Origin of the sequence: Povalibacter uvarum (genome assembly GCF_014202975.1) — a bacterium.
GTDB lineage: Bacteria > Pseudomonadota > Gammaproteobacteria > Steroidobacterales > Steroidobacteraceae > Steroidobacter > Steroidobacter uvarum.
Map to the genome: position 1 here is coordinate 1,030,761 of NZ_JACHHZ010000002.1, position 21,579 is coordinate 1,052,339.

Genomic DNA, 21,579 nt, shown 5'->3' on the forward strand with positions numbered 1-21,579 from the left:
GGTAGTGATGACCACGACGGAACTCAGTTGCCCCGCCGATGGCGGGGTTGCGAAGAGAGAGTCGGAAGTTACGAGAGGAAGAAACGGTTCTCAGCTTCCGGACGCACGCACGCAACCCGTCCGTTTGTCACGGCGGGCTTGTTGTTGAGGGCGTGTGGTGCGCGAAAGCATGGAGGGACTATAGGAGGAGCACTGGCGGCAGGTCAATGTCGAGAACGGCACGATTGGGAGAGACTGCCCGGGTCCGGCGCCGGTAGCATTGTGCGACCGCATACTCGGTAACCGATATGACATTCCGCATCCTGGTGATCCTGCTTCTCATCGCGCTGCAGGGCGCATGTGCCACTTCTCCCAGCGACGAGTCGACTGCCACGTCGCAGCAGGAGATTGCCGAAGCCACCCAAGCCTGGCAGACCGCGTTCAACAGCCGCGACCCTGCACGCATCACCGCGATGTATGCGCCGGATGCTGTCTTCTGGGGAACGACGATGAAGTCGATCGCGACCCACCCGGACGCTGTCGCCGAATACTTCAAGGCTGCCGGCAGCCGACCGAACACACGCGTGGTATTCGAGGAACAGCACATCCGCGTCTACGGGGACGTGGCGATCAACAGCGGTACCTATACGTTCAAAGACGTTCGCGATGGGCAGGCTACGGCGAACCTGTCTCGCTACACCCTGGTGTTTCGCAAGCGGCAGGGCACCTGGTTGATCGTCGATCACCATTCGTCGCGAATGCCAACCTAGTGGTGCCGCAGCATGGGCAACAAATACATCGTCGTCTCATTGTCTACTGCATTGTGTCTTCTGCTGGGATGCATCGGCGACCAGCCGAAGCAGGGAGCGCGAGACGCACAGCAGCAGTTCTGGTCAAACCTTGGTGAGTTGTGCGGCAAGGCTTTCGCCGGTGGATCGTGAGTCTCGCGCCGCGCGAACGCTTCAGTTACGCGCTCGTGCGCCCGGGGCGAGAGTTCCGCGTCGACTTCGATCTGACGAAGCCTGTTGAGGCGCCGCCGGCGCCGTGGGGTACATGAACTCGGACGCAGTGCGGGTAATGCACGGATTGGTTGATCACAATCCGCTGCCACTGCTCTATAACCCGAGGGCGAGCTCCAGCGCGTCGTCTGCGCGAACTGAAATGTCCGGCACCACACCCACGCCTTCCAGGCGTCCACCTCTGATCGAGTAGTAGTCCGCGATCGGCACACGCAGGTGGAAGCCGCCTGGAATGTCGAACAGTTTCGACGACAGGCAGATCCCGGGTGTCTTCTCGCCGACTATCTTGGCGCGACCTGTCGACTGCAATGCGTCGGCTGCGATCTCGGCGGCGCTGATGGATCGCGCACTCGCAAGCACGATTACCGGCCCTTGGAAATGGGGCTGCATCGGTTCGATGCGATAGCTGGTCAGCGGTCGCGTCATCACGTCGGCCTGGAAGCTACTCACGGAGTAACCCAGCCACGGCCTGGCGGAGGAGAAGTCGTCGGGGCCCGGAGGCCGTTTGTGATCGTCATACCATGAGGCCGTTACGAACACGCCCAAGTCGATTGGCTTCTCGATCAAGTGTCCGACGAGCGGCACGACCGCGAACGCGCCGCCAGTATTGCGACGCAGGTCGATGATCAGCCTTCCAGCTTTGCGGGAAACGATCTCACCGTAGGCGGCGTCGATGGCTTTGATCGTGTCGACACCATTCATCGTGTTGACGGTCAGAATCGCTGTCGAGTCTCGCCACGCCAGAGACACCGCGTCAGGACCCGCTTGCGACGTGTCGAGGCGCGCAATCCGGTCGGCAGCAGGCTCCTCTGCCTTCCGTAGTCCCACATGGGAGAACGGTGCGTCTCGCCAGATCGCACCGAAGCCTTTGATGAACTCGTCGTCGGACGTTGCCCTCTCGCCCAGAGCGATCGTGTCCCGTTCGATTCGACGAAACGCGTCGCTGTCGAGCTCGGCGGGGCGAAAGTGGCTGGCGCGGATCGTCTTGTTGATCGCAGCAGCAGTGTCGCGAAAGGCGCCGGCCTGCGCCGGGGTTCCGTGCGCCGTACCGGACGTCAGCCAGCAAACAGCGACGATCAGGAGGGCTCGACTCATGGGATGTGGACCATCAGGCCGGATGGCGTATGGATGCGCGTAATGGGCCGAGCGTTTGAATCAGCGCTGCTGCTGCGGGCTAATGGCTAGCCGGCTAGCGGGCTTCCTCCTCCTACCTCACCAACGCCACTTCCATCTCCCTGCTGTCCGCTCTCCCTCTGTCATCCACCGCACGCACGATGTACTTGCCTGAATGCTCGGGATTCCACCCGATCGCGATGCCAGGCGCTGCGGTCCCCACGTAGCTCTCATCCACGAACCAATGCAGTCGCCTTACGTCACTGTCCGCGTTCGCAGCGAGCGGAATCGACTCGTCGCCGACGCGTTGCGCACGAACGGTGTAAGTCGCCGCGATCACCGGTGAGGTGATGCGCGGCGGTGTGCCGCTCGGTACGTCGCGTTGGCAATCAGCGGGAGCGGGAGGGCGACGACGCGGCATGCCGGCTTGTGCGAAGAGCTGGAGCAACTCCGTCGGCCAGTACTCGAAGACTTCGCTGCGCGTCGTGGCAGCATTGTAAGGGGGGCATGCCTGCTCACCGGTGCGGGTGTCGATCCAGATGCGGCGATGGATCTGGCTCACGCGGATCGGCGAAACGCCGGGGATGTACCACGTGCTCGTGATCTGCGGGCAATCCGCGTTGGGCAGATCACCGGAGGCGCTGCAGACATCGACGCGTTCGAGTCGGGGCGGTTGGCGGAAGATCGGTTCGGTGAGAGTCGCATCGCTGCCTGCAATGGCATCGGTCAGACGGAAGAGCAGCGGCGCTGCGGCCTGCACTCCGACGAACGCTGGATTGCCGTGGCCGTCGAAGTTGCCGACCCACACGACGAGCACATAAGGGCCGAACACTCCGGCGGTCCACGCATCGCGGAATCCCCAGGACGTTCCGGTCTTCCAGGCGACACGCAGACGGTCCTGTTTACGCGTGAACGGATCATCCGGCCGCGGCGCGCTGCGAAGCATTTCGAGCGTCATGAAGCTCGCCTCTTCGGAGAGCAGGCGCAGACCCGGCGTAGCGGGGTCATCAGCGGAGTAGCGGAGCGGCGCGATCTGCCCGCGATTCGCGAGCATCGCGTAGAGCATCGCGGCTTCCTCCATCGTCACTTCGCCTCCGCCCAGCGCGAGCGCGAGACCATAGTGCTGCTCCGACGCCATTCGCGAAATGCCGGCACCTTTCAGGAACTGATAGAAGCTCGGTTGGGCGAGCTGCGCCGACAGCGCAATCGCAGGGATGTTGCGCGACCGTGCAAGTGCGTCGGTAGCCGTGATCGGTCCGACGAAGCGGCCATCGAAATTCTCGGGGCTGAAGGGGCCGAAGGATTGCGGTGCGTCCTTCAGTACTGTCAGTGGATGTATGTAGCCCTGATCGATCGCGAGGGCGTAGATAAAGGGTTTCAATGCGGAACCGGGCGAACGCTTTGCGAGCGTTCCGTTCACTTGTCCCTGGATCGCGGCGGAACTGAAGTCGGCGGAGCCCACCATCGCGCGTACTGACATGTCGCGTGTGTCGACGAGCAATGCGGACGCATTGTTGATACCGATCGCTTGATGCTCGCGGACGTAGTTCGTGATGACGCGCTCGGTCAGGCGCTGGAGCGGTAGGTCGAGCGTGGTCCAACCTTCCTCATTCCCGCGTACGCGGGAATCCGTCCCCCCGGATCGGATGGACTCCCGCTTTCGCGGGAGTGACGGAAGCACTACGTCTCTCGCCAGCACCGCATTCACAAAATGCGGTGCCGCGAAGGGCAGGTCGCTCAATCGCCCATAGCGCAGCGGGAGTGACACATATTGATGTGTCGAATCGGCGGCCGGGTGCTCCTCCTGCCAGCGCGCAAACAATCGCTCGCGAGCAGCGAGCAGCTCCGGAGGCTCATCGCGCGATGGATCGCGACGCGCGGGCGACTGAGGGATCAGGACCAGAGTCAGCGATTCGGCCAGCGTCAGCTTGCCGGCGGGCTTTCCGAAATAGATGAGGCTCGCCGTGCCAACGCCCTGGACGTTGCCGCCGTAAGGCATGAGGTTGAGATGCGCTTCGAGCAGGTCGTGCTTCGAGTACTGCAGTTCGAGTTGCACAGCGCGAGCGATCTGTACGAGCTTGCCGCCGATCGTGCGTGTGTTGAGGTCGTACTTGAGCCGCGCCAGCTGCATCGTGATCGTCGAACCGCCGACGCGAGTGCCACCTGTGTAGGTCGTGAAAGCGGCACGAATGATCGCGGCGGGATTCACGCCGAGATGCCCGTAGAAATGCCGATCCTCGTGGAGGAGCAGCGCGTCGACAAGTTCCGGCGAAACCTGTTCGAGCGGTGTCCAGAGACGGTACTGCTGATCCGAGGCAAGTGTCAGTCGCAGCAGCCGGCCTTTGCGGTCGAAGATCGCGGTGGAGGAGGGGATCTGTGCGGAGAGCGGATCTCGTGGCCAGGCGTGGATCGCCGCAATCGAGGCAAGGGCGATGATTGCGCCTGCGATTGCAGCGGTGAGACGTCTTGTGAGCTTGTCCGAGAGCATGCTGGATCGATCGATTTGCCTTCGGTGACACCTAAAGACATCGCCTGTCGGCGATTACGTCCGGCTGAAGCCGGACCCACAACAAGAGGCGCAGCGTTCGTCCCCCTCGGCGATCGCGTCCGGCTGAAGCCGGACCCACGGTCGGAGAGGAACGCGTCCTGCCGAAGCCTCTCCCTGTGGGTTCGACTTCAGTCGAACGTCATGCGAAGCATCGCCGTCCGGCGATCGGGTATCCGTCACTCCCGCGTACGCGGAAGTCCATGCCTCTATTCGGATGGATTCCCGCTTTCGCGGGAATGACATCTCGGGGGTCACGGCCGCGACACCGTCAGCTTGCCCGCCGCCGAACGAGCCACGACGCTCCGGTCATACATCGCCTCGCCGTACGCTGGCGGGACGTTGTACGTGCCGACGTTCGTGGCCTTGATGCGATACACGATTTCCTGCACGTCACGATTCGCGGAGACATAGAAAACGACGCGGTCTTCGCGCATGTCGGCGTAATCAAGCATCGCCTTCTGCGAGACGCAGATCTGGCACTGCCAGCCGGTGAAGCCACTTTCTCCGTAGCTTTTCTCGCCTTCCCCTTCCTCACTCGCCGCTTCGGAGAACGTCGCCTGATTAGGCTGAGTGGGGACCACCAGCTCGAAGCCACCGGGCAACAGATCAACCAACGCGACGCTGCCGATGAAGTCGCTCTTCAGCCCGCGGAACTTCAGATGCACGTCGACCTGCTGGCCCATAGTGATCTGTGTCAGCGGCTTGCCGCTCGCATCGGTGTATTCGCGAAGCACTTCGAGACCTTCCTTGATCTCCGTCCTGGGCGGCGTGCGGTCGAAGCCAGACTGTTCGATCAGGTAGAACGCGTTGCGATCAGACGTATTGCCGAAGCGAAGCGCTGCGGCCTGATCTGTGAACGCAACCTCGGGGAACAAGCCCTGCGGCAGCGCGAGCGCGCGAACGCTCTTGTTCTTCAGCACTTCAGCGATCGAGAAATTGCGCTCTGCTCCTTCGCTCGCGCTCGCGTAGGCGTCGAGGGCCAGCAGCGTCGTACCGGCGGAGAGCGAGTGATAGAAGCCGTCGTTCACTCTCTGTGCCATCGTCGTCATCACATCCGCCGGCACGCTTCGCAGCCGCTCCGGGAAATGACGCGACAGCACGAACAGCAGAAGCGCGTCGCGCGTCATCGGATCGTAGTAGACCTCGTCGGTGGTCTTGGCGATGAACTTCATGCCGTCGATGAGCTGTCCGGCATCGCGATCCTGCTTCATCAGATCGAGGGCGGCTGCGAGCCAGGCCGCCGTGACGTCCTGCTCCCACTGGCCGCGATAACGTTCGCTCAGCCGTTTGCGCTGCGCGGCGATTTCGGCAGCCATTCGCTGTCCCTGGCGGGTCAGCAGATAGATCGCGTAAGCGCTCTGGCGTTCGTCGGTGAGATTGTTGCCATCGCGCGCAGCGATCGCTCGCAGATGATTGTTGCCGTTCTCGATCAGGTCAGCAGGCGCGGGCTGGCCACGCTCAGCGGCTTCGAGCAGCAAATGCTGCGCGTAGAGCGACACGAACTCGACGACCTGGTCGTTGCCGGGCCAGAGCCGATACGCACCGGCGTCGTTCTGACGTGAGCGCAGTTCGCTGATCAATCCGGCGACATCGGCGCCCGGCTCGGCACGCACATAGCCGAACTCAGGCCGCGAAGCGAGCAGCACAGCCGGCATTGCCTGGCTGACGATCTGCTCGGTGCATGCATAGGGATAGTTCGCAAGGTAGCTGACGAAGCCATGCGCGAACTGCAGCGGCAACACCGACATCCCGGTCTCGAGCTTGCGATGCTGCGGGTAGAGCGTGCGATTGATGGCGACATCGCGTTCGCCCTTCTCCAGCACGCCGGCTCTGAGCTGCGTCATATAGGGAGTTGCGGGACGGATGCTGAGATCGATCTGTCGACGACCTGTGCCGTTGCCGGTCTTCGCGGCAAACTTGAGTACGCTTGGTCCGAGTTCGTCACGAGCCCGCAGCCGGAAGCGCGCAGATCCTTCGCGGCCCTCCGCAATGCCGACCTGCTGGCGCGCATCACCGACGACTTCGAGGCCTTTGTCGGTCTCGAGAGCGATCTCCACCTGCGCATTCGCGCCGGAACCCTCGACATTGTTGGCGACGCCGATGCTGACATCGAATTCGTCGCCCGGCGTGACAGTCGTCGGCGCATTCGGCGAAAGCACGAAATCACCCCGCACGATCGTGCGGCCGTCATGGACGCCGATACGATCGTCAGCGACGGCAACCGCCATCACCCGCAGCGTGCCGTTGAAATAGTCGGGCACGACGTATTGCACTTCACGAGTCGTCGAATCGGCATCGAGAATGCCCGACCAGTAAGCGACCGGCTTCTCGCCCTTGCGGCGGAAAGGATTCAGGTGCTTGCCGAGCAATCCTTCCGCGTCACCACCGGGAGCGGATGACAACCCGAGATGACGGAACTCCGGCAGGATCAGGTCGAGGATCTGCGACGTCGAGACTTCGAGCGCACGCTTCTGGAAGAAGTGCGCGAGCGGGTCAGGCGTCTTGTAGCCCGCAACCTGCAGGATGCCCTCGTCCACGGCAAACAGCACGATGCGGGACGGACGGTCCGTGCTGTAGCGGAGCTTGAGCGTCTCGCCCGGCTTCACCAGCGACGGTGTTTCGATCTTCACCGGATTGCGGCGTGCATCGACATCGATCGAGAAGGGCTGCACGCCGTATGACAGCGGACTTGTATAGATCTCGGCCGAGCCCGGATCGCGCACGAAAGTCACCGCGACATAGGCGTTGCCTTCGAGGCCCGCCGGCAGCTTGATCTTCTGCACGGTGCTCGTCGTGCTGGTCTTGAACCAGTGCCATGCATGCACGCGTTCGCGTTCGATCGTGATCAGGCCGGCGCCTTCGTAGGGGGCGCGGATCGATACTTCGACTTCCTCGCCGGGCGAGTAATCCTTCTTCGACAGTGACAGTTCGAGCTCCGCGTTCTTCTCGAGCGCTCGCGTCACATTGCCTTCGCCGGCAACCTGATAATCGATGCGGGCCAGCTGCTGGCCTTCCGGATCGCGCAGGACATACGCGAAGTTGCCCGGCGCATCCGTAGCGAGCTGCAGGTTCTGACCGTCGCGACCGATAGCCAGCGCCGTTTCAGAAATCACGGATTCCTTGCGACGCGACTCATACTTGTAAGTGCCGTTCGGCTGGCGCATGAGCACGGAGACATAGCGGATCTCGATGCGCGAGAGCTTCAGGTTCTCAACGGCCGTCTGCTGAGCCTGCGGATCGATTGCCAGAAGGCGAACATTGCGCGGCGCATTGAGCTTCAGATAGGCCAGATCGCCATCCGCCTTGTAGCCGACGAGATACTTCATGCTCGAAACGAGCTGGGCTGCTTCGGTCGTGACGCCGCGACCGCCATCGGCTTCGAATCCTTGTGCAACGATGTGCAGGCGATAGGTGGCCCGTGCAAAGCGTTGCAGGTTCAGTGGGAGTGTTGCCTTGCCGGTGGCGTCCGTCGTGGTCTCCGGCAGTTCCTCGCTGAAGCCTTCGCGGGCGTATTGCGGATCGTGGAACTGATAGTCCGGGAAGCGACGGAACGCAGGGAACGCGGGACTCAATGTCATGCGAGCGGTGATCCGGCGATTCTCAGCGGGCGTGCCGAACAGATTCTCGAGCTGGAGATTCGCTGCAAGCTCTTCGGGTGCGACCCAGCCATCGGCGGACTGCGCCGAGAACGTTGCTGACATGCGCAGGCGATCCGGCTGGAAGTCGCGGACCTGGACAGTCGTCGAGCCGATGAGATCCCCGTAGTTCTCGTTGCGCACGACCAGGATCGAGAGCGTGTAGGTGCCGGTAGGCGATGTTTCGCGGGTCGGCTGACGAATTTCACCGAAGCCCGCCTGGCCGGGCACGAAAGTCTCGCGACGAATCACAGTGCCGCGTGGATCGGTGATCTCGAGCCGCAACGGAATGCCGTCGAACTTTCGGTTCCAGTCCTGGCTGCGAACGATTGCAGCGGCGCGGATCTCTTCACCGGGACGATAGATGCCTCGATCGGAGAAAAGATACGCGGACAGTGCGCCGCGATCCGCATTGCTCTGAACACCGCCGATGTCGAATCGCGACAGATCGAGCGCTCGACCCCGCTCATCCCAGCCCTGGCTCAGCGGCATGAACGAACTGTCGCCCCCTCGGCGCGCGAGATACAGCACCGGCTGACGTTCACGCTGGAAGCTGCGCAGTTCGGGAAATCGGACGTGACCATCCGCGTCCGTCGTCTCCGTCAGTACGGGTAGGCCGTTGCGGCCGATGATGTCGACGGAGGCGCCAGCGACCGGTGTGCCGTCCGCGATCGATTGCACGAAGACATCCTGCGCGCCGTCGACAGCGCGTTTGACTACGAGACCGAGATCGGTGACGACGATCAGTCTCGCGTCGGCGAGTGAGCTGTTGCGCGCATCGTTCCAGTTGTCGCCGGTGTATTCCATCGGTCGGTCCTGGCCCGTGTCCCAGGCCTGGATTTTCAGCAGGAAGATGCCGCGACGATCACCGGACTGGGAGTCGAGGTACTCACCAAGATCGAGCGCTTCGTATTGCGGCTTGCCGGGTGCGACCTTCGGCAAGGGCAGAACCTTGACGAAACGCTCGGTGATGTTCGCGCTGTCGAAGGCCCAGTTGTTGAACTGCGGCGTCTCGAAGCTGCCGCTCGTCTGCGATACGAGATGCTGCAGCTGGCGCGGCAACAAGCGGCCCACTTCGATGCGCAGCGCAGGCACGTTGCGCGCGAATAGCGACAACGTCTTGTCACCGGAGAGCGAGAGCAGCGAGCCTTTGCTCAGAATGCTGAGCTCGCGGGGGAGTTCGGGCACTTCGAGAATGCGCTCGACCGCGTCGCCAAGAACGTAACCACCAAAGGACCGCAGCCCCGGCACCACGCGAACGTAGACCTGGCGTCCCGGGTCGGCTGTGTAGCGGAAGCTGTGATGCTCGTAGTGATCCTGCTCGCCCGGAATCTGCGTCAGTTCGAGACGCGTATTGGCGTTGAGGACTTCGGGACGGAAGTTCCGCGCGTCCCACGCGAACGGCTTGCCGCGGTAGTGGCGCTCGAACTCTGCCTGCACCTTCGGATCGGGATGCTTGAGCGGCAGCAGCCATGCGCTCACTTTCTGCGGGAGTTCTTTCTCCAGCACGGAGAACGACGTCGAAACCAGCAGGATCTGGTTCGGCTCATTACGCTCATCGCGTGCGATGTCGAGCGCGAGATTGCTGATCTTGAGGCTGTTGAGGCCGGGCACTTCGACGCTGTTCTGCAATGCTTCTTTCGTAGCGTTGCCGCCGCGCGCCGCCTGGATGCCGGAGGAGATCGTGATCTGCAGTCGTCCTGCCTTCGGCGGCACTTCGAGCTGCGCCGAGTGGATGTAGGCGTTCAGCTTCAGCTTGTCGTAGACGATCGTGTGGGCGGGTGCGGTGATTTCCTTTTCAGTCTTGTCCGTCACGCGATCGAACATCTGCAGGCGAACGCGCTTTTCGAAGTTCGCCTGATCGACCGGATGCGTGAAGGTGATGGTCGCGACGACTTTCTTGTTGCCGGCGACGACCGGGTCCTGGTGAAACTCGGTGGCTGTGATCTTTGCGTCGAAGGCGGGCGAGGTGAACTCGAAGTCCTGCCGCCACAACCGCACCGAGTCGGCGGCGAACTGCTTGCGATCGAACTTCACGGTGTACTGCGTGCCGACCGGCCAGTCTGCCTGCGGCTGGAACCTTAGGGTCTTGTCGTCGTCCCATGTCCAGGCGCCCGCGAAATCGGGCGACAGCGAAATGCCCGCCTGTTTCGGGTCGACCGTGTGGCCGACGCGATCGAGCGGAGCAACGGATGCATCGAAGCGGACGATCAGCGGATTCGGGGTACCGGGTGGTTCGCACGCATAGCAGGTGACGGCGGGGGGCGACGCCTCGAACGTCACTTCGACCGGTTTCGGACGGCCTTCGTACCAGCGCCAGACGAGAACAGCACCGATGACGGCGACTGCGATCCCGCCCGCAATCAATGCGAACCGCTTGGGATTTGCCCGGACGTGCGCGGTGGCGCGTTCGGCAGCGGCGTTGCTTCGCGTGACCCAGCCGGGTCGGGTCCAGGCGATATCGCCGAAGAGGGTCCGCAGGGCGTTACGAAACCGATCGCCAATGGCACTCATATATAGGAAGCACACCCTGCGGAAAGGTCAGACCGTCATGGTCGATGTTGGCGCGCGATTGTGCCGCAGCGCCGAACGAATTGTGGCAATCCGGTGGGCTGCGCCACTCCCCGAACGCGGGAGTCCACCCCGCTGTCACTCCCGCTTTCGCGGGAGTGACGGAACCCTGGGAAGTGATGGCACCTGCCTTGTCAGGCCCGACCCCTTTACCTCTCGCCATCCCTTCCGGTACGGTAGCGGGCACCTTGGACGGCGGGCTGTCCGGCCCACGTTTCCCTCTTTTTCATGAGTATTTCCCTGATGTTGCAGTCTTCCTGGCGTGTTGCCCCGGTTTTGCTCACGACCCTAGCCGCGCTGGCGTTGTCGGCGTGCGGCGGAGCGTCCCGCAACTGCGTGGATGCCGACGAGCCCTATCTGCAGGCCCGCAATAACACCCCGCTCAAAGTGCCCGAGGGCATGAGTTCGCCGGACCGCTCTGCTGCGCTCAACATTCCCGCCGGTGCGCCGTCCCGGGCCGGCGATCCGGACATGGGCTGCCTGGCTGCGCCGCCGTCATATTTCCGATCGAGCGGTACGGTCGCGCGTTCACCTGACGAAGTCGTCGCGAGCTGGGCTCAGGCCTGGTCTTCGCGTGAAGCGGATGCCGTGATCGCCCTTTATTCCAGCGGCTTCGTCGCACCGACCGACACAGCGGGCGCCACTGCATGGCTCGAACAGCGTCGCGAACAGGTCGCGACCGGACCGGTGCCGGATTCGATGATCGAAGGCCTGAGCATCGAGCCCGATGGCGCCGATCGCCGCATTGCCACCTTCGTGCAGAAATTCGGCGTGAACTCGCTGCGCAAGCAGCTCGTGCTCGTGCGCGAGGCCGGCTCGTGGCGCATCGTCGAAGAGAAGGTGGTGACGGTGAAGTGAGGAAACCCGGTGCCCCGGCGCCGCGTTCTTAGCTGCCCGCTAGTCGCCGAACGCCAGCATGTCCACTTCCTCGCTTCCCAGTTCCATTACCCTGCGTCCCGGCGCTGTCCGGGACGCGATCGTCGATCGTCTCGTCCGCTCTCTAGGTAAATCCGTAGCCGGCGCAACACGGCGCGATTTCTACGACGCGCTCGCCATCGCAGTTCGCGAAGCGCTCGCGGAGCGCTGGATCGCGACGCGCACTCGCGTCACGCAGGCGCACGTCAAGCGCATCTGCTATCTCTCGATGGAGTTCCTTCTCGGGCGCAGCCTCATCAATGCGCTGTCGTCATTCGACGATGGCCTGATCGACGAGGTTCGCGAGACGCTGCTGAGTTTCGGTCACAACCTCGAAGAGATTGCCGCGGAAGAAGAAGACCCGGGCCTCGGTAACGGCGGCCTCGGACGCCTCGCTGCGTGCTTCCTCGATTCGCTCGCGACCCTCGGGTACGCCGCCACCGGCTACGGCATTCGCTATGACTACGGCATCTTCATGCAGGTCATCGGCGACGACGGTGCGCAGCGCGAAGTCGCAAGCTCCTGGCTCGGCATGCACAACTTCTGGGAAAGCGGTCGCGGCGGAATCCGCTATCTCGTGCGTTTCGGCGGCCATTGCAAGTCGACGCGCGACGACAAAGGTCGCGTGCAGTACGAATGGGTCGATACGCATGATGTCTGGGCGGTTGCGTACGATCTGCTGATCCCGGGAAATCGCAGCCCCACTGTGAATCACCTGCGGCTCTGGTCGGGGCGTGCGGTGACGCCGTTCAAGATCGAGGAGTTCAATCACGGCAACTACGCTGCAGCCGTCGCGGATCAGATCGACGCGAAGAATCTGACGCGCGTGCTGTACCCGGATGACTCGACACCGCAGGGCAAGGAGTTGCGCCTGCGCCAGCAGTATTTCTGCGTCAGCGCATCATTGCAGGACATGCTCGCGCAGCATCTCGCCGATGGCCGTGGCATCGACGAACTCGAACGCGCGTTCGCCATCCAGTTGAACGACACGCATCCGGCGCTCGCGATCGTCGAGCTGATGCGATTGCTGGTCGACGACTATCACATCGGCTGGAGCGGCGCCTGGCAGATGACTCGTCGCATCTGCGGGTACACCAACCACACGCTGCTGCCGGAAGCCCTGGAAACGTGGCCTGTCGCCATGTTCGAGCGCCTGCTGCCGCGGCATCTGCAGATCATCTACCAGATCAATCGCGACTTCCTCGAAGCGGTGAGCGCGAAGTATCCGAGCGACATGGATCGACGTCGCCGCATGTCGCTGATCGCTGAAGACGGTGATCGTCGTGTGCGCATGGCATACCTGTCCGTGATCGGCAGCCACAAGATCAACGGCGTCGCGAAGCTGCATTCACGGCTCATGCGCGAAACGATCTTCGCGGACTTCGCGGAGCTGTGGCCGGATCGCTTCACCAACGTGACGAACGGCATTGCCGTGCGCCGCTGGCTCAAGCAGGCCAATCCCGGATTCGCGCAGCTCATCACCGAGAAGCTCGGCTCCGCCTGGGAGAACGATCTCGAGGATCTCGAGCGATTGAAATGGGCGGTCGACGATCCGGAGTTCCGCCAGCGCTTCCGTGCGATCAAGCTCGAGAACAAGAAGCGGCTCGCGAAGACGATCGAGTTGCTGTTGAACCAGAAGGTGAATCCGGAGGCGCTGTTCGACGTCCAGGTGAAGCGCATCCACGAGTACAAGCGCCAGCTCCTGAATCTGATGTATGTGATCGTGCGCTACCTGCGCATCATCAACAACGAGGCGCCCGATGCGGTGCCGCGCGTTGTGATCATCGCCGGCAAGGCCGCCCCGGGCTACTGGATGGCGAAGTCGGTGATCAAGCTCGTCAACAACGTCGCCCGCGTCATCAACTCGGACCCGCGCGTCGGCGACAAGCTGAAGCTGTGCTTCCTGCCCGACTACGACGTATCGCTGGCGCAGGAGATCATGCCTGCGGCGGACCTGTCCCAGCAGATCTCGACGGCCGGCATGGAAGCTTCCGGCACCGGCAACATGAAGCTGTCGCTCAACGGCGCGCTGACGATCGGCACGCTCGACGGCGCGAACATTGAGATTCGCGATGCTGTCGGTGAAGAGCACATCTTCATCTTCGGTATGACGGCCGAGCAGGTGACCCAGCGGCGCGCCCAGGGGTACTCGCCAGCGCATGTCGTCGAAAACAATCCGGAGCTCAAGCGTGCCATCGAGACGCTCGATTCGGGCTTGTTCACGCCCGACAATCTCGCGGACTCGACTACGGTGGTCGATCGCCTGATGAGCGACGGCGAACACTTCCTCGTACTGGCCGATTTCGACTCGTACGCCGCGGCACAGGACCGGGTCGATGCACTGTTCCGCGACCAGGACGAATGGGGCCGCCAGGCGATCATCAACGCGCTCAGCATGGGGCCGTTCTCCAGCGACAGGAGTATTCGCGAGTACGCGGATAACATCTGGGGAATCAAGCCGGTTATTTGAGGACCCGCCGGCAGCGATGAGCTGCGAGCGATGAGCGGCGAGCCGGATAGAGAGCCTTATTATGGCCGCGTTGTCCGCTGGACGGACTCTCTGGTAGCCGCGCGCACCTTTTCGCTCTATCTTCTCTGGCTAATCGCTCACAGCTAGTAGCTTCCATGCTTTCTTCCCTAGATCTCCACCTCTTCGGTGAGGGCAACCATCACCACATCTATCGCAAGCTCGGGGCGCACCTGGGCGTTGTCGAGGGTGCGAGCGGAGTGTGGTTTTCGGTTTGGGCACCGAATGCGCGGGCGGTGAGCCTGGTCGGCGATTTCAATGGCTGGAGCGGCGGTGCGAATCCGATGCATCGCATCGAGCAGTCGGGCGTGTGGCAGCTCTTCGTTCCCAATCTCGGGCCCGGGACGCTCTACAAGTTCGAAGTCATCACGAAGCAAGGTCATGCGGTGCTGAAGGCGGATCCGCACGGATTCCAGATGCAGCTGCGGCCCGACAACGCGTCGATCGTTGCGGATCTCAGCGGCTATGAGTGGCGCGATGGCGAATGGATGGAGAAGCGTGCGGCGTGGGATCCGCGGCGTGCGCCGATTGCGATCTACGAAGTGCATCCCGGATCGTGGCGTCGCTCGTGGCATCGCAAGCCGGCGTTCCTCACCTGGGATGAACTGGCCGATCAGCTCATTCCCTACGTCGTCGACCTCGGCTACACGCACATCGAGCTCATCGGCGTCGCCGAACATCCGTTCGACGGATCGTGGGGCTACCAGGTGCTCGGGCATTTCGCGCCGACGGCGCGCCACGGGTCGCCGCACGACTTCAAGCGATTCATCGATCGATGCCATCAGGCCGGGATTGGCGTGTTCATGGACTGGGTTCCTGCGCATTTTCCTCGCGATGCTCACGGACTGGCTGAGTTCGACGGCACGCATCTTTACGAACACGAGGACAGTCGTCGCGGCGAGCACGTCGAGTGGGGCACGAAGATCTTCAACTACGGCCGCCACGAAGTGCGCAACTTTCTCGTGTCGAATGCCGTGTTCTGGCTCGAGGAGTATCACATCGACGGTCTGCGCGTGGATGCGGTCGCGTCGATGCTCTATCTCGACTACGCACGCGAACCGGGCGAGTGGCTGCCGAATCAGTACGGTGGTCGCGAGAATCTCGAAGCGATCGATTTCCTGAAGCAGTTGAACTGGACCATTGGGCATTACTTTCCCGGCGTCGTCACGATGGCGGAAGAATCGAGCGCCTATCCTGGCGTCACCCGGCCGGTGCATCTCGGCGGGCTGGGTTTCTGGTTCAAGTGGAACATGGGCTGGATGAACGACACGCTGCGTTACATGGCGCTCGATCCGGTGCATCGGCGGCACGAACACAATCTCATCACGTTCTCGTTCATGTACGCCTTCTCCGAAAACTTCATCCTGCCGCTGTCGCACGACGAGGTCGTTCACGGCAAGCGTTCGCTGCTCGACAAGATGCCGGGCGACGAATGGCGCAAGTGCGCGAACTATCGCCTGCTGATCGGCTATCAGACGGCGCATCCGGGCAAGAAGCTCATGTTCATGGGCGGCGAGTTCGGGCAATGGCACGAGTGGCGCGACTACGAAGATCTCGCATGGGCTGCACTCGAGCATCCCCATCACCGCCAGCTGCAGGACTGGAATCGCGCGTTGAATCGCCTGTATCGCGACTATCCCGAGCTGCATGCGAGCGAGCACGACTGGGAAGGCTTCCGCTGGGTCGAAGTCGACAATCGCGACGAGAGTGTCTTCGCGTTCATGCGCCGCCGGCTGCCGGGCGAAGGCGGGACCGAGCTTCTCGTGGTGTTCAACGCGACACCGGTGCCGCGCAATGCATACGTATTCGGTGCACCTGCGGCCGGTACCTATCGGAAGATTCTCGACGGCGACTCGCCCGCATTCGGTGGCTCGGGTTACTCGCAACAGGCGCAGCTCGACGCTCCCGCTGAACCGTTTCGGGATTTTCCGGCACGAATCACGCTCGATGTGCCGCCGCTCTCGATGATGGTGTGGGAGAGGAAGGTTGACGGTTGAGCGTTGACCGTTGACAGTCGGAACCAGGAATCCATTTCACCGTCCCCCTCTTCCATGTCCGCCGATTACAACAACATCTCCCTTCAATCCGGCTCCCCGGCCCCGCTCGGCGCGACGCTGACCGCCGAGGGCATCAACTTCGCGGTGTACTCGAGTGGTGCAGTGAAGATCGAGCTGTGCCTGTTTGATGCGGCGGGCACTCAGGAACTGGCCCGTATTGCACTGCCAGAGCGCACAGAGAATGTGTGGCACGGCTTTCTGCCGACGCCGCAAGGAATCGCGGGCGTTGTCTACGGCTATCGCGCTTACGGCCCGTTCGATGTCACATACGGACTGCGCTACAACGGCGCGAAGCTTCTCGTCGATCCGTATGCGCGTGCTCTCACGGGCAAGTTCGTGTGGGACGACGCGTTGCTCGGCTCGACCCCGTCGGGCGATGCGAGCCTTCCGGAAACATTGAGTCCGGTCGACAGTGCGCCGTTCAACGCGAAGGGCCAGGTGGTCGACAGCACATTCGATTGGGGCGATGACCGGCCGCCCGCAACCCCATGGCGCGATACGGTGATCTACGAGCTGCACGTGAAAGGCTTCACGAAGCTGCACCCTCGCGTTCCGGAGCGCCTGCGAGGCACCTACCTGGGTCTCGCGCAGCCGCAGGTCATCGACTATCTCAAGCATCTCGGCATCTCAGCGGTGGAGTTGCTGCCAGTGCAGGCGTTCGTGCCCGAGCGCTTCCTGGCGAACAAGGGATTGGTGAACTACTGGGGCTACAGCTCGCTCGCATGGTTCGCGCCGGCGAATCAATACGCAGTCTCGGATGCGGTGAGCGAGTTCAAGACGATGGTGAAGGCACTGCACGCAGCAGGTATCGAGGTGATTCTCGACGTGGTGTTCAATCACACCGTTGAAGGCGGTGAGACGGGTCCGACGCTGAGTCTGCGCGGTCTCGACAACGCTTCGTACTACAAGCTCGAGAAGACCGATCTTCGTCACTATGTGAACCGGTCAGGGACCGGCAATACGATTGCAATCGCACACCAGGCGATGCGCGCGATGATCATCGACTGCCTGAAGTACTGGGTCGAGGAAATGCATGTCGACGGCTTCCGCTTCGATCTCGCTGCGGTGCTGGGTCGGGAAAACGGCCGCTTCCGCACGGATGCGACGTTCTTCAAGGAGCTCGCGGCGGAGCCCTCGCTGCGTTACGTGAAGCTGATCGCCGAACCGTGGGATGTTGGTCCCGACGGCTACCAGCTCGGGCATTTCCCTTCGGCGTGGGCCGAGTGGAACGATCTTTATCGCGACACGATGCGGGGGTTCTGGCGCGCGAACCCGGGCATCCTGGGCAATTTCGCCGAACGCTTCGCCGGCTCGAGTGACCTTTTCAGGAACACCGGTCGCCGGCCGACGGCGAGCATCAACTACGTTGCCTGTCACGATGGCTTCGCGCTGTACGACGTCACCGCATACAACGACAAGCACAACGAAGCCAATCTCGAAGACAACCGCGACGGCCACAATCACAACCTGAGCTGGAACTGCGGCATCGAAGGACCCACGGAAGACGAACAGGTCGTCGAGCTGCGCGAGCGCCAGATCCGCAACATGCTTGCAACCGTGCTGTTGTCTCAAGGCGTACCAATGCTGCTGGCAGGCGATGAGTTCGGCCGCACGCAGCGTGGCAACAACAACGCGTACTGCCAGGACAACGAAATCAGCTGGGTCGACTGGAAGCTCGCGGAGCGTCGAACCTGGCTCACGACATTTGTGCGTCAACTGCTGACGTTGCGCCGGCGGGCTCCGGGGTTGCGGCGCGATACGTTCCTCAAGGGCGCGCGCCAGGTCGATCGCGAGCACAAAGACGTGAGCTGGCGTCATCCGCTCGGACATGAGCTCAACGCCGCGGATTGGCACGACGTGAATGCACGTGCGCTCGGAGTGCTGATCGGACAGGCGTTTACCGATCCGCATGGAACACCGAACGGCCACCTGCTGTTTCTGTGCAATGCCGGCGCGCAACCCGTGGACTTCAAGCTCCCGGCACCCGTCACGGGTGCGGTGTGGCAGATCGTCTTCGATACTGCCCGCTGGCGCGCGAACGACCTCGGCAATCGCATTGCGGCTGGCGAGAACTGCGTGGTCGCCGCGCACTCGTGTGTGTTGCTCGCGGATGGCGATGCGCCGCTAAGCGTTCGCAGCGGCTTTTCTCTGACTTGAGACGCACGGAGATCAGAGTTTCACACGGAGATCACGAAGATCACGGAGGCTATGAATCGGAACGAGCATCCGATCATGCGTTTCTTCCTCCGCGCGCTCCGTGAACTGCGTGCGAAATGTCTTCATTCCGGTATGACTTCATGAAGAAAGATCCGCTCGATCAGCTCGCCAAGCGCTACGGTATTGCGGCGTCGTACTACGATTTTCGCGGCGATCCCCACGATGTTTCGCGCGAGACGCGGATTGCGATCCTGAATGGCCTCGGAGTCGATGCCTGTGATGCGGTTGCAGTCGAGACGGCGATTCATGCCGCGGACACATCGCGATGGATGAAGACGCTGCCGCCCGTCGTCGTCGCTTCCTCCGGCAAGGCGCCTGCTGTGCCGATTGCGGTGGCCGCTGACCTGAATGCGAAGCAGGTTCAGTGGACGATCACGCTGGAAGACGGGCAGCAGCGCGAAGGCAAAGCCAGTCTCAAGGACCTGAGAGTCGACGAGCGGGGCGCGGTCGACGGGCGCAAGTTCGTTCGCTACCAGCTGAATCTGCCGGACGATCTGCCGCTCGGCTATCACCGCGTTGCGATCGCAGTCGATACGGGCCCGAGCGGCGATGCGCGATTGATCATCGCGCCCGAGCGTTGTCATGAACCGCACGTCATCGCCGAAGGCAAGCGGGTTTGGGGAATCGCGGTGCAGCTGTATTCGCTGCGCTCGGCGAGCAATTGGGGCATCGGCGATTTCCGGGATCTGCGCGAACTGATTTCGCTGTCGGCGCCGCTCGGCTGTTCGTTGATCGGATTGAACCCGCTGCATGCGCTCATGCCGGCGGATCCGACGCAGATCAGTCCGTACAGTCCGTCGAGCCGTCAGTTCCTCAACGTGCTCTACATCAGCGTCAGCGATGTTCCGGAGTATGCGGATTGTGCTCCGGTGCGTGAGCGCGTCGAATCCGCGGCGTTCCAGCGCGAACTAGCAAAGCTGCGCGAGCCGAAGAACGTCGACTACCCCGGCGTCGCGCGCCTGAAGTTCGAAGTGCTGCGTGAGCTTTATGCTCACTTTCGCACCGTTCACCTGCAGGCGCAGACCGAGAGGGCTAACGCCTTCCGCAGCTACATCGAAGCGCGAGGCGAACCGCTCCAGTTGCATGCGATCTACGATGCGCTCGATGCGCATTTCCGGCTGCAGGGGCCGCAGTACTGGGGCTGGCCGAGCTGGTCGGAGGAGTATCGCGATCCGCTATCGACGGCAGTCAATCGTTTCGCCCGCGAATGTCAGGAGGAAGTCGAGTACTACCTTTGGCTGCAGTGGCTCGCCGAAGAACAGTTGCTCGGCGCGCAGCAACTGGCTCGCGCCAGCGGTATGTCGATCGGCTTGTACGGTGATGTTGCTGTCGGCGCAAATCCCGGCGGCTCGGAGACGTGGGCGAATCGGCATCTGTATCTGCAGACCGCGTCTGTCGGTGCGCCGCCTGATGCGCTCGCATTGAAGGGTCAGGATTGGGGCATTCCTCCGCAGAATCCCGTCGAGCTGCGCGCGCAGGAATACCAGCCGTTCATCGTCATGGTTCGCAACAACATGCGCTGCGTCGCCGCGTTGCGATTCGATCATGTGATGACGCTTTTCCGTTTATGGTGGGTGCCGCGTGGTATGACATCAGCGGAAGGCACCTACGTGCACTATCCGCTCAGCGATCTGATTTCGATTCTCGCGCTCGAAAGTGCGCGGCGTCACTGCGCGGTGATCGGCGAGGACCTGGGTACCGTTCCCGATGAAGTTCGCGTGGCGATGGAGCACTACGAACTGAATCACTACAAAGTGCTGCTGTTCGAGACGCAGGCCGATGGATCTTTCAAGGCACCGTCTCAGTACGTGAAGAGTTCGCTCGCGACTGTGACGACTCACGACCTCCCGACATTGCGTGGCTGGTGGGAAAGCGAGGACATCGCGCTGCGCAGCAGCCTGAATCTCTATCCCAGCGTTGCGGTTCGCGACTCCGTACAGGAAGCCCGCGATCGGGAATTGCCCGCGATGATGAGTGCACTCGTGAAGGAAGGCTTGTGGCACTGGCAGCCATCCGACGGGCTGCCCGACTATTCGCCCGCGCTGGCCCGCGCGATTCAGGCTTACCTCGGCCTGTCGCAAGCGAATTTCGCCATGCTGCAGATCGAAGATCTGGTCGGCATGACTGATCCCGTGAATGTCCCCGGCACGTACAACGAACACGCGAACTGGCAGCGTAAAGTCTCTCTGGATACGCGGAGCATCTTCGACCGCGCTGATGTGCGGGACATGCTGGAGGCGATGAATCGGGCGCGGAGAGGGGAGAATCCGAACGCAGGGTGAAGTGACATGGCGCGGGCCCATGCGCTTTCGCGCTCATGAACTGAAAACATGACACGACCTTGCACAATCTTGCGTTAACGTCGTCACCCGTCACCCGTCACCCGTCACCCGTCACCCGTCACCCGTCACCCGTCACCATTCCCATGCACAAAAGCCGTCTCGCCGGATTCATCATCGACTGCAACACAGCCGACCTCGAGGAAGCGTCGCGCTTCTGGAGCGCCGCTCTCGGTTATCCATTGCGCGAGCGATCGGAAGAGAGCGCACCAGAGCAGTATCGTGAGCTCATGACGGGTCCGGAGGGCCTGCACATCGAAGTGCAGCGGGTCGGCCATCCGAGCCGGGTGCATCTCGATATCGAAACAGACGACATCGAAGCGGAGGTGCAGCGTCTCGAAGCGCTCGGTGCCAGGCGCGTGGAGCGGGGCGTTCGCTGGTGGATCATGGAGGCGCCCACAGGCCAGCGCTTCTGTGTCGTTCGTCCGCAAAAGCAGGAAGCATTCGCACGCGAAGCGAATAGCTGGACGTAACGTAACGCGATTTCGCCGACGGATGTGGCAACGCAACAATCGGCGTTGCCTGTTCAACCCTGATGCGCGTCGCTGACTTCCTGGTCGGGAGCAGCATGAATCGCGTCACATCCGCGCAGCGATTCCCTCCCTGAGATGCGGGTGAAAATGCGCTCACAAGCGTGATCGCCTGCGCAGATTCACGCG

The 21,579-nt window shown here is 62.3% G+C and carries 11 protein-coding genes; 8 read left to right on the plus strand and 3 right to left on the minus strand.

Annotated features, from left to right (window positions below; all coding sequences use genetic code 11):
- The first annotated feature begins 287 nt into the window (after positions 1–287).
- Both HNQ60_RS10780 and HNQ60_RS10785 read left to right on the plus strand, forming a co-directional pair.
- Entirely contained in the window at positions 288–749 is a 462-nt protein-coding gene (locus HNQ60_RS10780) for an SgcJ/EcaC family oxidoreductase (RefSeq protein ID WP_184331499.1), read from the plus strand.
- A gap of 12 nt (positions 750–761) precedes the next feature.
- The gene (locus HNQ60_RS10785) at positions 762–920 is read left to right on the plus strand and encodes a hypothetical protein (RefSeq protein WP_184331501.1); all 159 of its coding nucleotides are present in this window, start codon (positions 762–764) and stop codon (positions 918–920) included.
- Between the two features lie 174 nt (positions 921–1,094).
- On the opposite strand, the gene HNQ60_RS10790 is transcribed toward HNQ60_RS10785, so the two are convergent.
- The 3 genes from HNQ60_RS10790 to HNQ60_RS10800 form a co-directional block, all read right to left on the minus strand.
- A complete protein-coding gene (locus HNQ60_RS10790) occupies positions 1,095–2,093 on the minus strand; it encodes a S41 family peptidase (RefSeq protein ID WP_184331503.1) in 999 nt (332 codons plus the stop codon).
- A gap of 112 nt (positions 2,094–2,205) precedes the next feature.
- Positions 2,206–4,599: a penicillin-binding protein 1C gene (gene pbpC / locus HNQ60_RS10795; protein WP_184331505.1), complete on the minus strand. Its 2,394-nt coding sequence runs from the start codon at positions 4,597–4,599 to the stop codon at positions 2,206–2,208.
- Positions 4,600–4,910: 311 nt separating this feature from the next.
- Positions 4,911–10,808, minus strand: coding sequence for an alpha-2-macroglobulin (locus tag HNQ60_RS10800; RefSeq protein WP_184331507.1), 5,898 nt, complete (start codon positions 10,806–10,808; stop codon positions 4,911–4,913).
- 285 nt (positions 10,809–11,093) lie between these two features.
- On the opposite strand from HNQ60_RS10800, the gene HNQ60_RS10805 reads away from it, so the two are divergent.
- The 6 genes from HNQ60_RS10805 (at position 11,094) to HNQ60_RS10830 (ending at position 21,393) form a co-directional block, all read left to right on the plus strand.
- Positions 11,094–11,723: a Cif family virulence factor gene (locus HNQ60_RS10805; RefSeq protein WP_184331509.1), complete on the plus strand. Its 630-nt coding sequence runs from the start codon at positions 11,094–11,096 to the stop codon at positions 11,721–11,723.
- 58 nt (positions 11,724–11,781) lie between these two features.
- Entirely contained in the window at positions 11,782–14,250 is a 2,469-nt protein-coding gene (locus HNQ60_RS10810) for a glycogen/starch/alpha-glucan phosphorylase (protein WP_184331511.1), read from the plus strand.
- Between the two features lie 155 nt (positions 14,251–14,405).
- Positions 14,406–16,304 carry a 1,4-alpha-glucan branching protein GlgB gene (gene glgB / locus HNQ60_RS10815; protein WP_184331513.1) on the plus strand — a complete coding sequence of 633 codons (1,899 nt, stop codon included), beginning with the start codon at positions 14,406–14,408 and terminating at the stop codon, positions 16,302–16,304.
- Positions 16,305–16,358: 54 nt separating this feature from the next.
- Positions 16,359–18,521: a glycogen debranching protein GlgX gene (gene glgX, locus HNQ60_RS10820; protein ID WP_184331515.1), complete on the plus strand. Its 2,163-nt coding sequence runs from the start codon at positions 16,359–16,361 to the stop codon at positions 18,519–18,521.
- 140 nt (positions 18,522–18,661) lie between these two features.
- Positions 18,662–20,863 (plus strand): 4-alpha-glucanotransferase, encoded by a 2,202-nt coding sequence (malQ, locus tag HNQ60_RS10825; protein ID WP_184331517.1) that lies wholly within the window; start codon positions 18,662–18,664, stop codon positions 20,861–20,863.
- Between the two features lie 143 nt (positions 20,864–21,006).
- The gene (locus HNQ60_RS10830; RefSeq protein WP_184331519.1) at positions 21,007–21,393 is read left to right on the plus strand and encodes a VOC family protein; all 387 of its coding nucleotides are present in this window, start codon (positions 21,007–21,009) and stop codon (positions 21,391–21,393) included.
- Positions 21,394–21,579: the final 186 nt, after the last annotated feature.

Bases quoted from the DNA above. Each gene is read 5' to 3' on its own strand.
- HNQ60_RS10785 (WP_184331501.1), top strand. From the start codon at position 762: ATGGGCAACAAATACATCGTCGTCTCATTGTCTACTGCATTGTGTCTT.
- malQ (WP_184331517.1), top strand. From the start codon at position 18,662: ATGAAGAAAGATCCGCTCGATCAGCTCGCCAAGCGCTACGGTATTGCG.
- HNQ60_RS10780 (WP_184331499.1), top strand. From the start codon at position 288: ATGACATTCCGCATCCTGGTGATCCTGCTTCTCATCGCGCTGCAGGGC.
- HNQ60_RS10810 (WP_184331511.1), top strand. From the start codon at position 11,782: ATGTCCACTTCCTCGCTTCCCAGTTCCATTACCCTGCGTCCCGGCGCT.
- HNQ60_RS10830 (WP_184331519.1), top strand. From the start codon at position 21,007: ATGCACAAAAGCCGTCTCGCCGGATTCATCATCGACTGCAACACAGCC.
- HNQ60_RS10790 (WP_184331503.1), bottom strand. From the start codon at position 2,093: ATGAGTCGAGCCCTCCTGATCGTCGCTGTTTGCTGGCTGACGTCCGGT.
- HNQ60_RS10800 (WP_184331507.1), bottom strand. From the start codon at position 10,808: ATGAGTGCCATTGGCGATCGGTTTCGTAACGCCCTGCGGACCCTCTTC.
- HNQ60_RS10805 (WP_184331509.1), top strand. From the start codon at position 11,094: ATGAGTATTTCCCTGATGTTGCAGTCTTCCTGGCGTGTTGCCCCGGTT.
- glgB (WP_184331513.1), top strand. From the start codon at position 14,406: ATGCTTTCTTCCCTAGATCTCCACCTCTTCGGTGAGGGCAACCATCAC.
- pbpC (WP_184331505.1), bottom strand. From the start codon at position 4,599: ATGCTCTCGGACAAGCTCACAAGACGTCTCACCGCTGCAATCGCAGGC.
- glgX (WP_184331515.1), top strand. From the start codon at position 16,359: ATGTCCGCCGATTACAACAACATCTCCCTTCAATCCGGCTCCCCGGCC.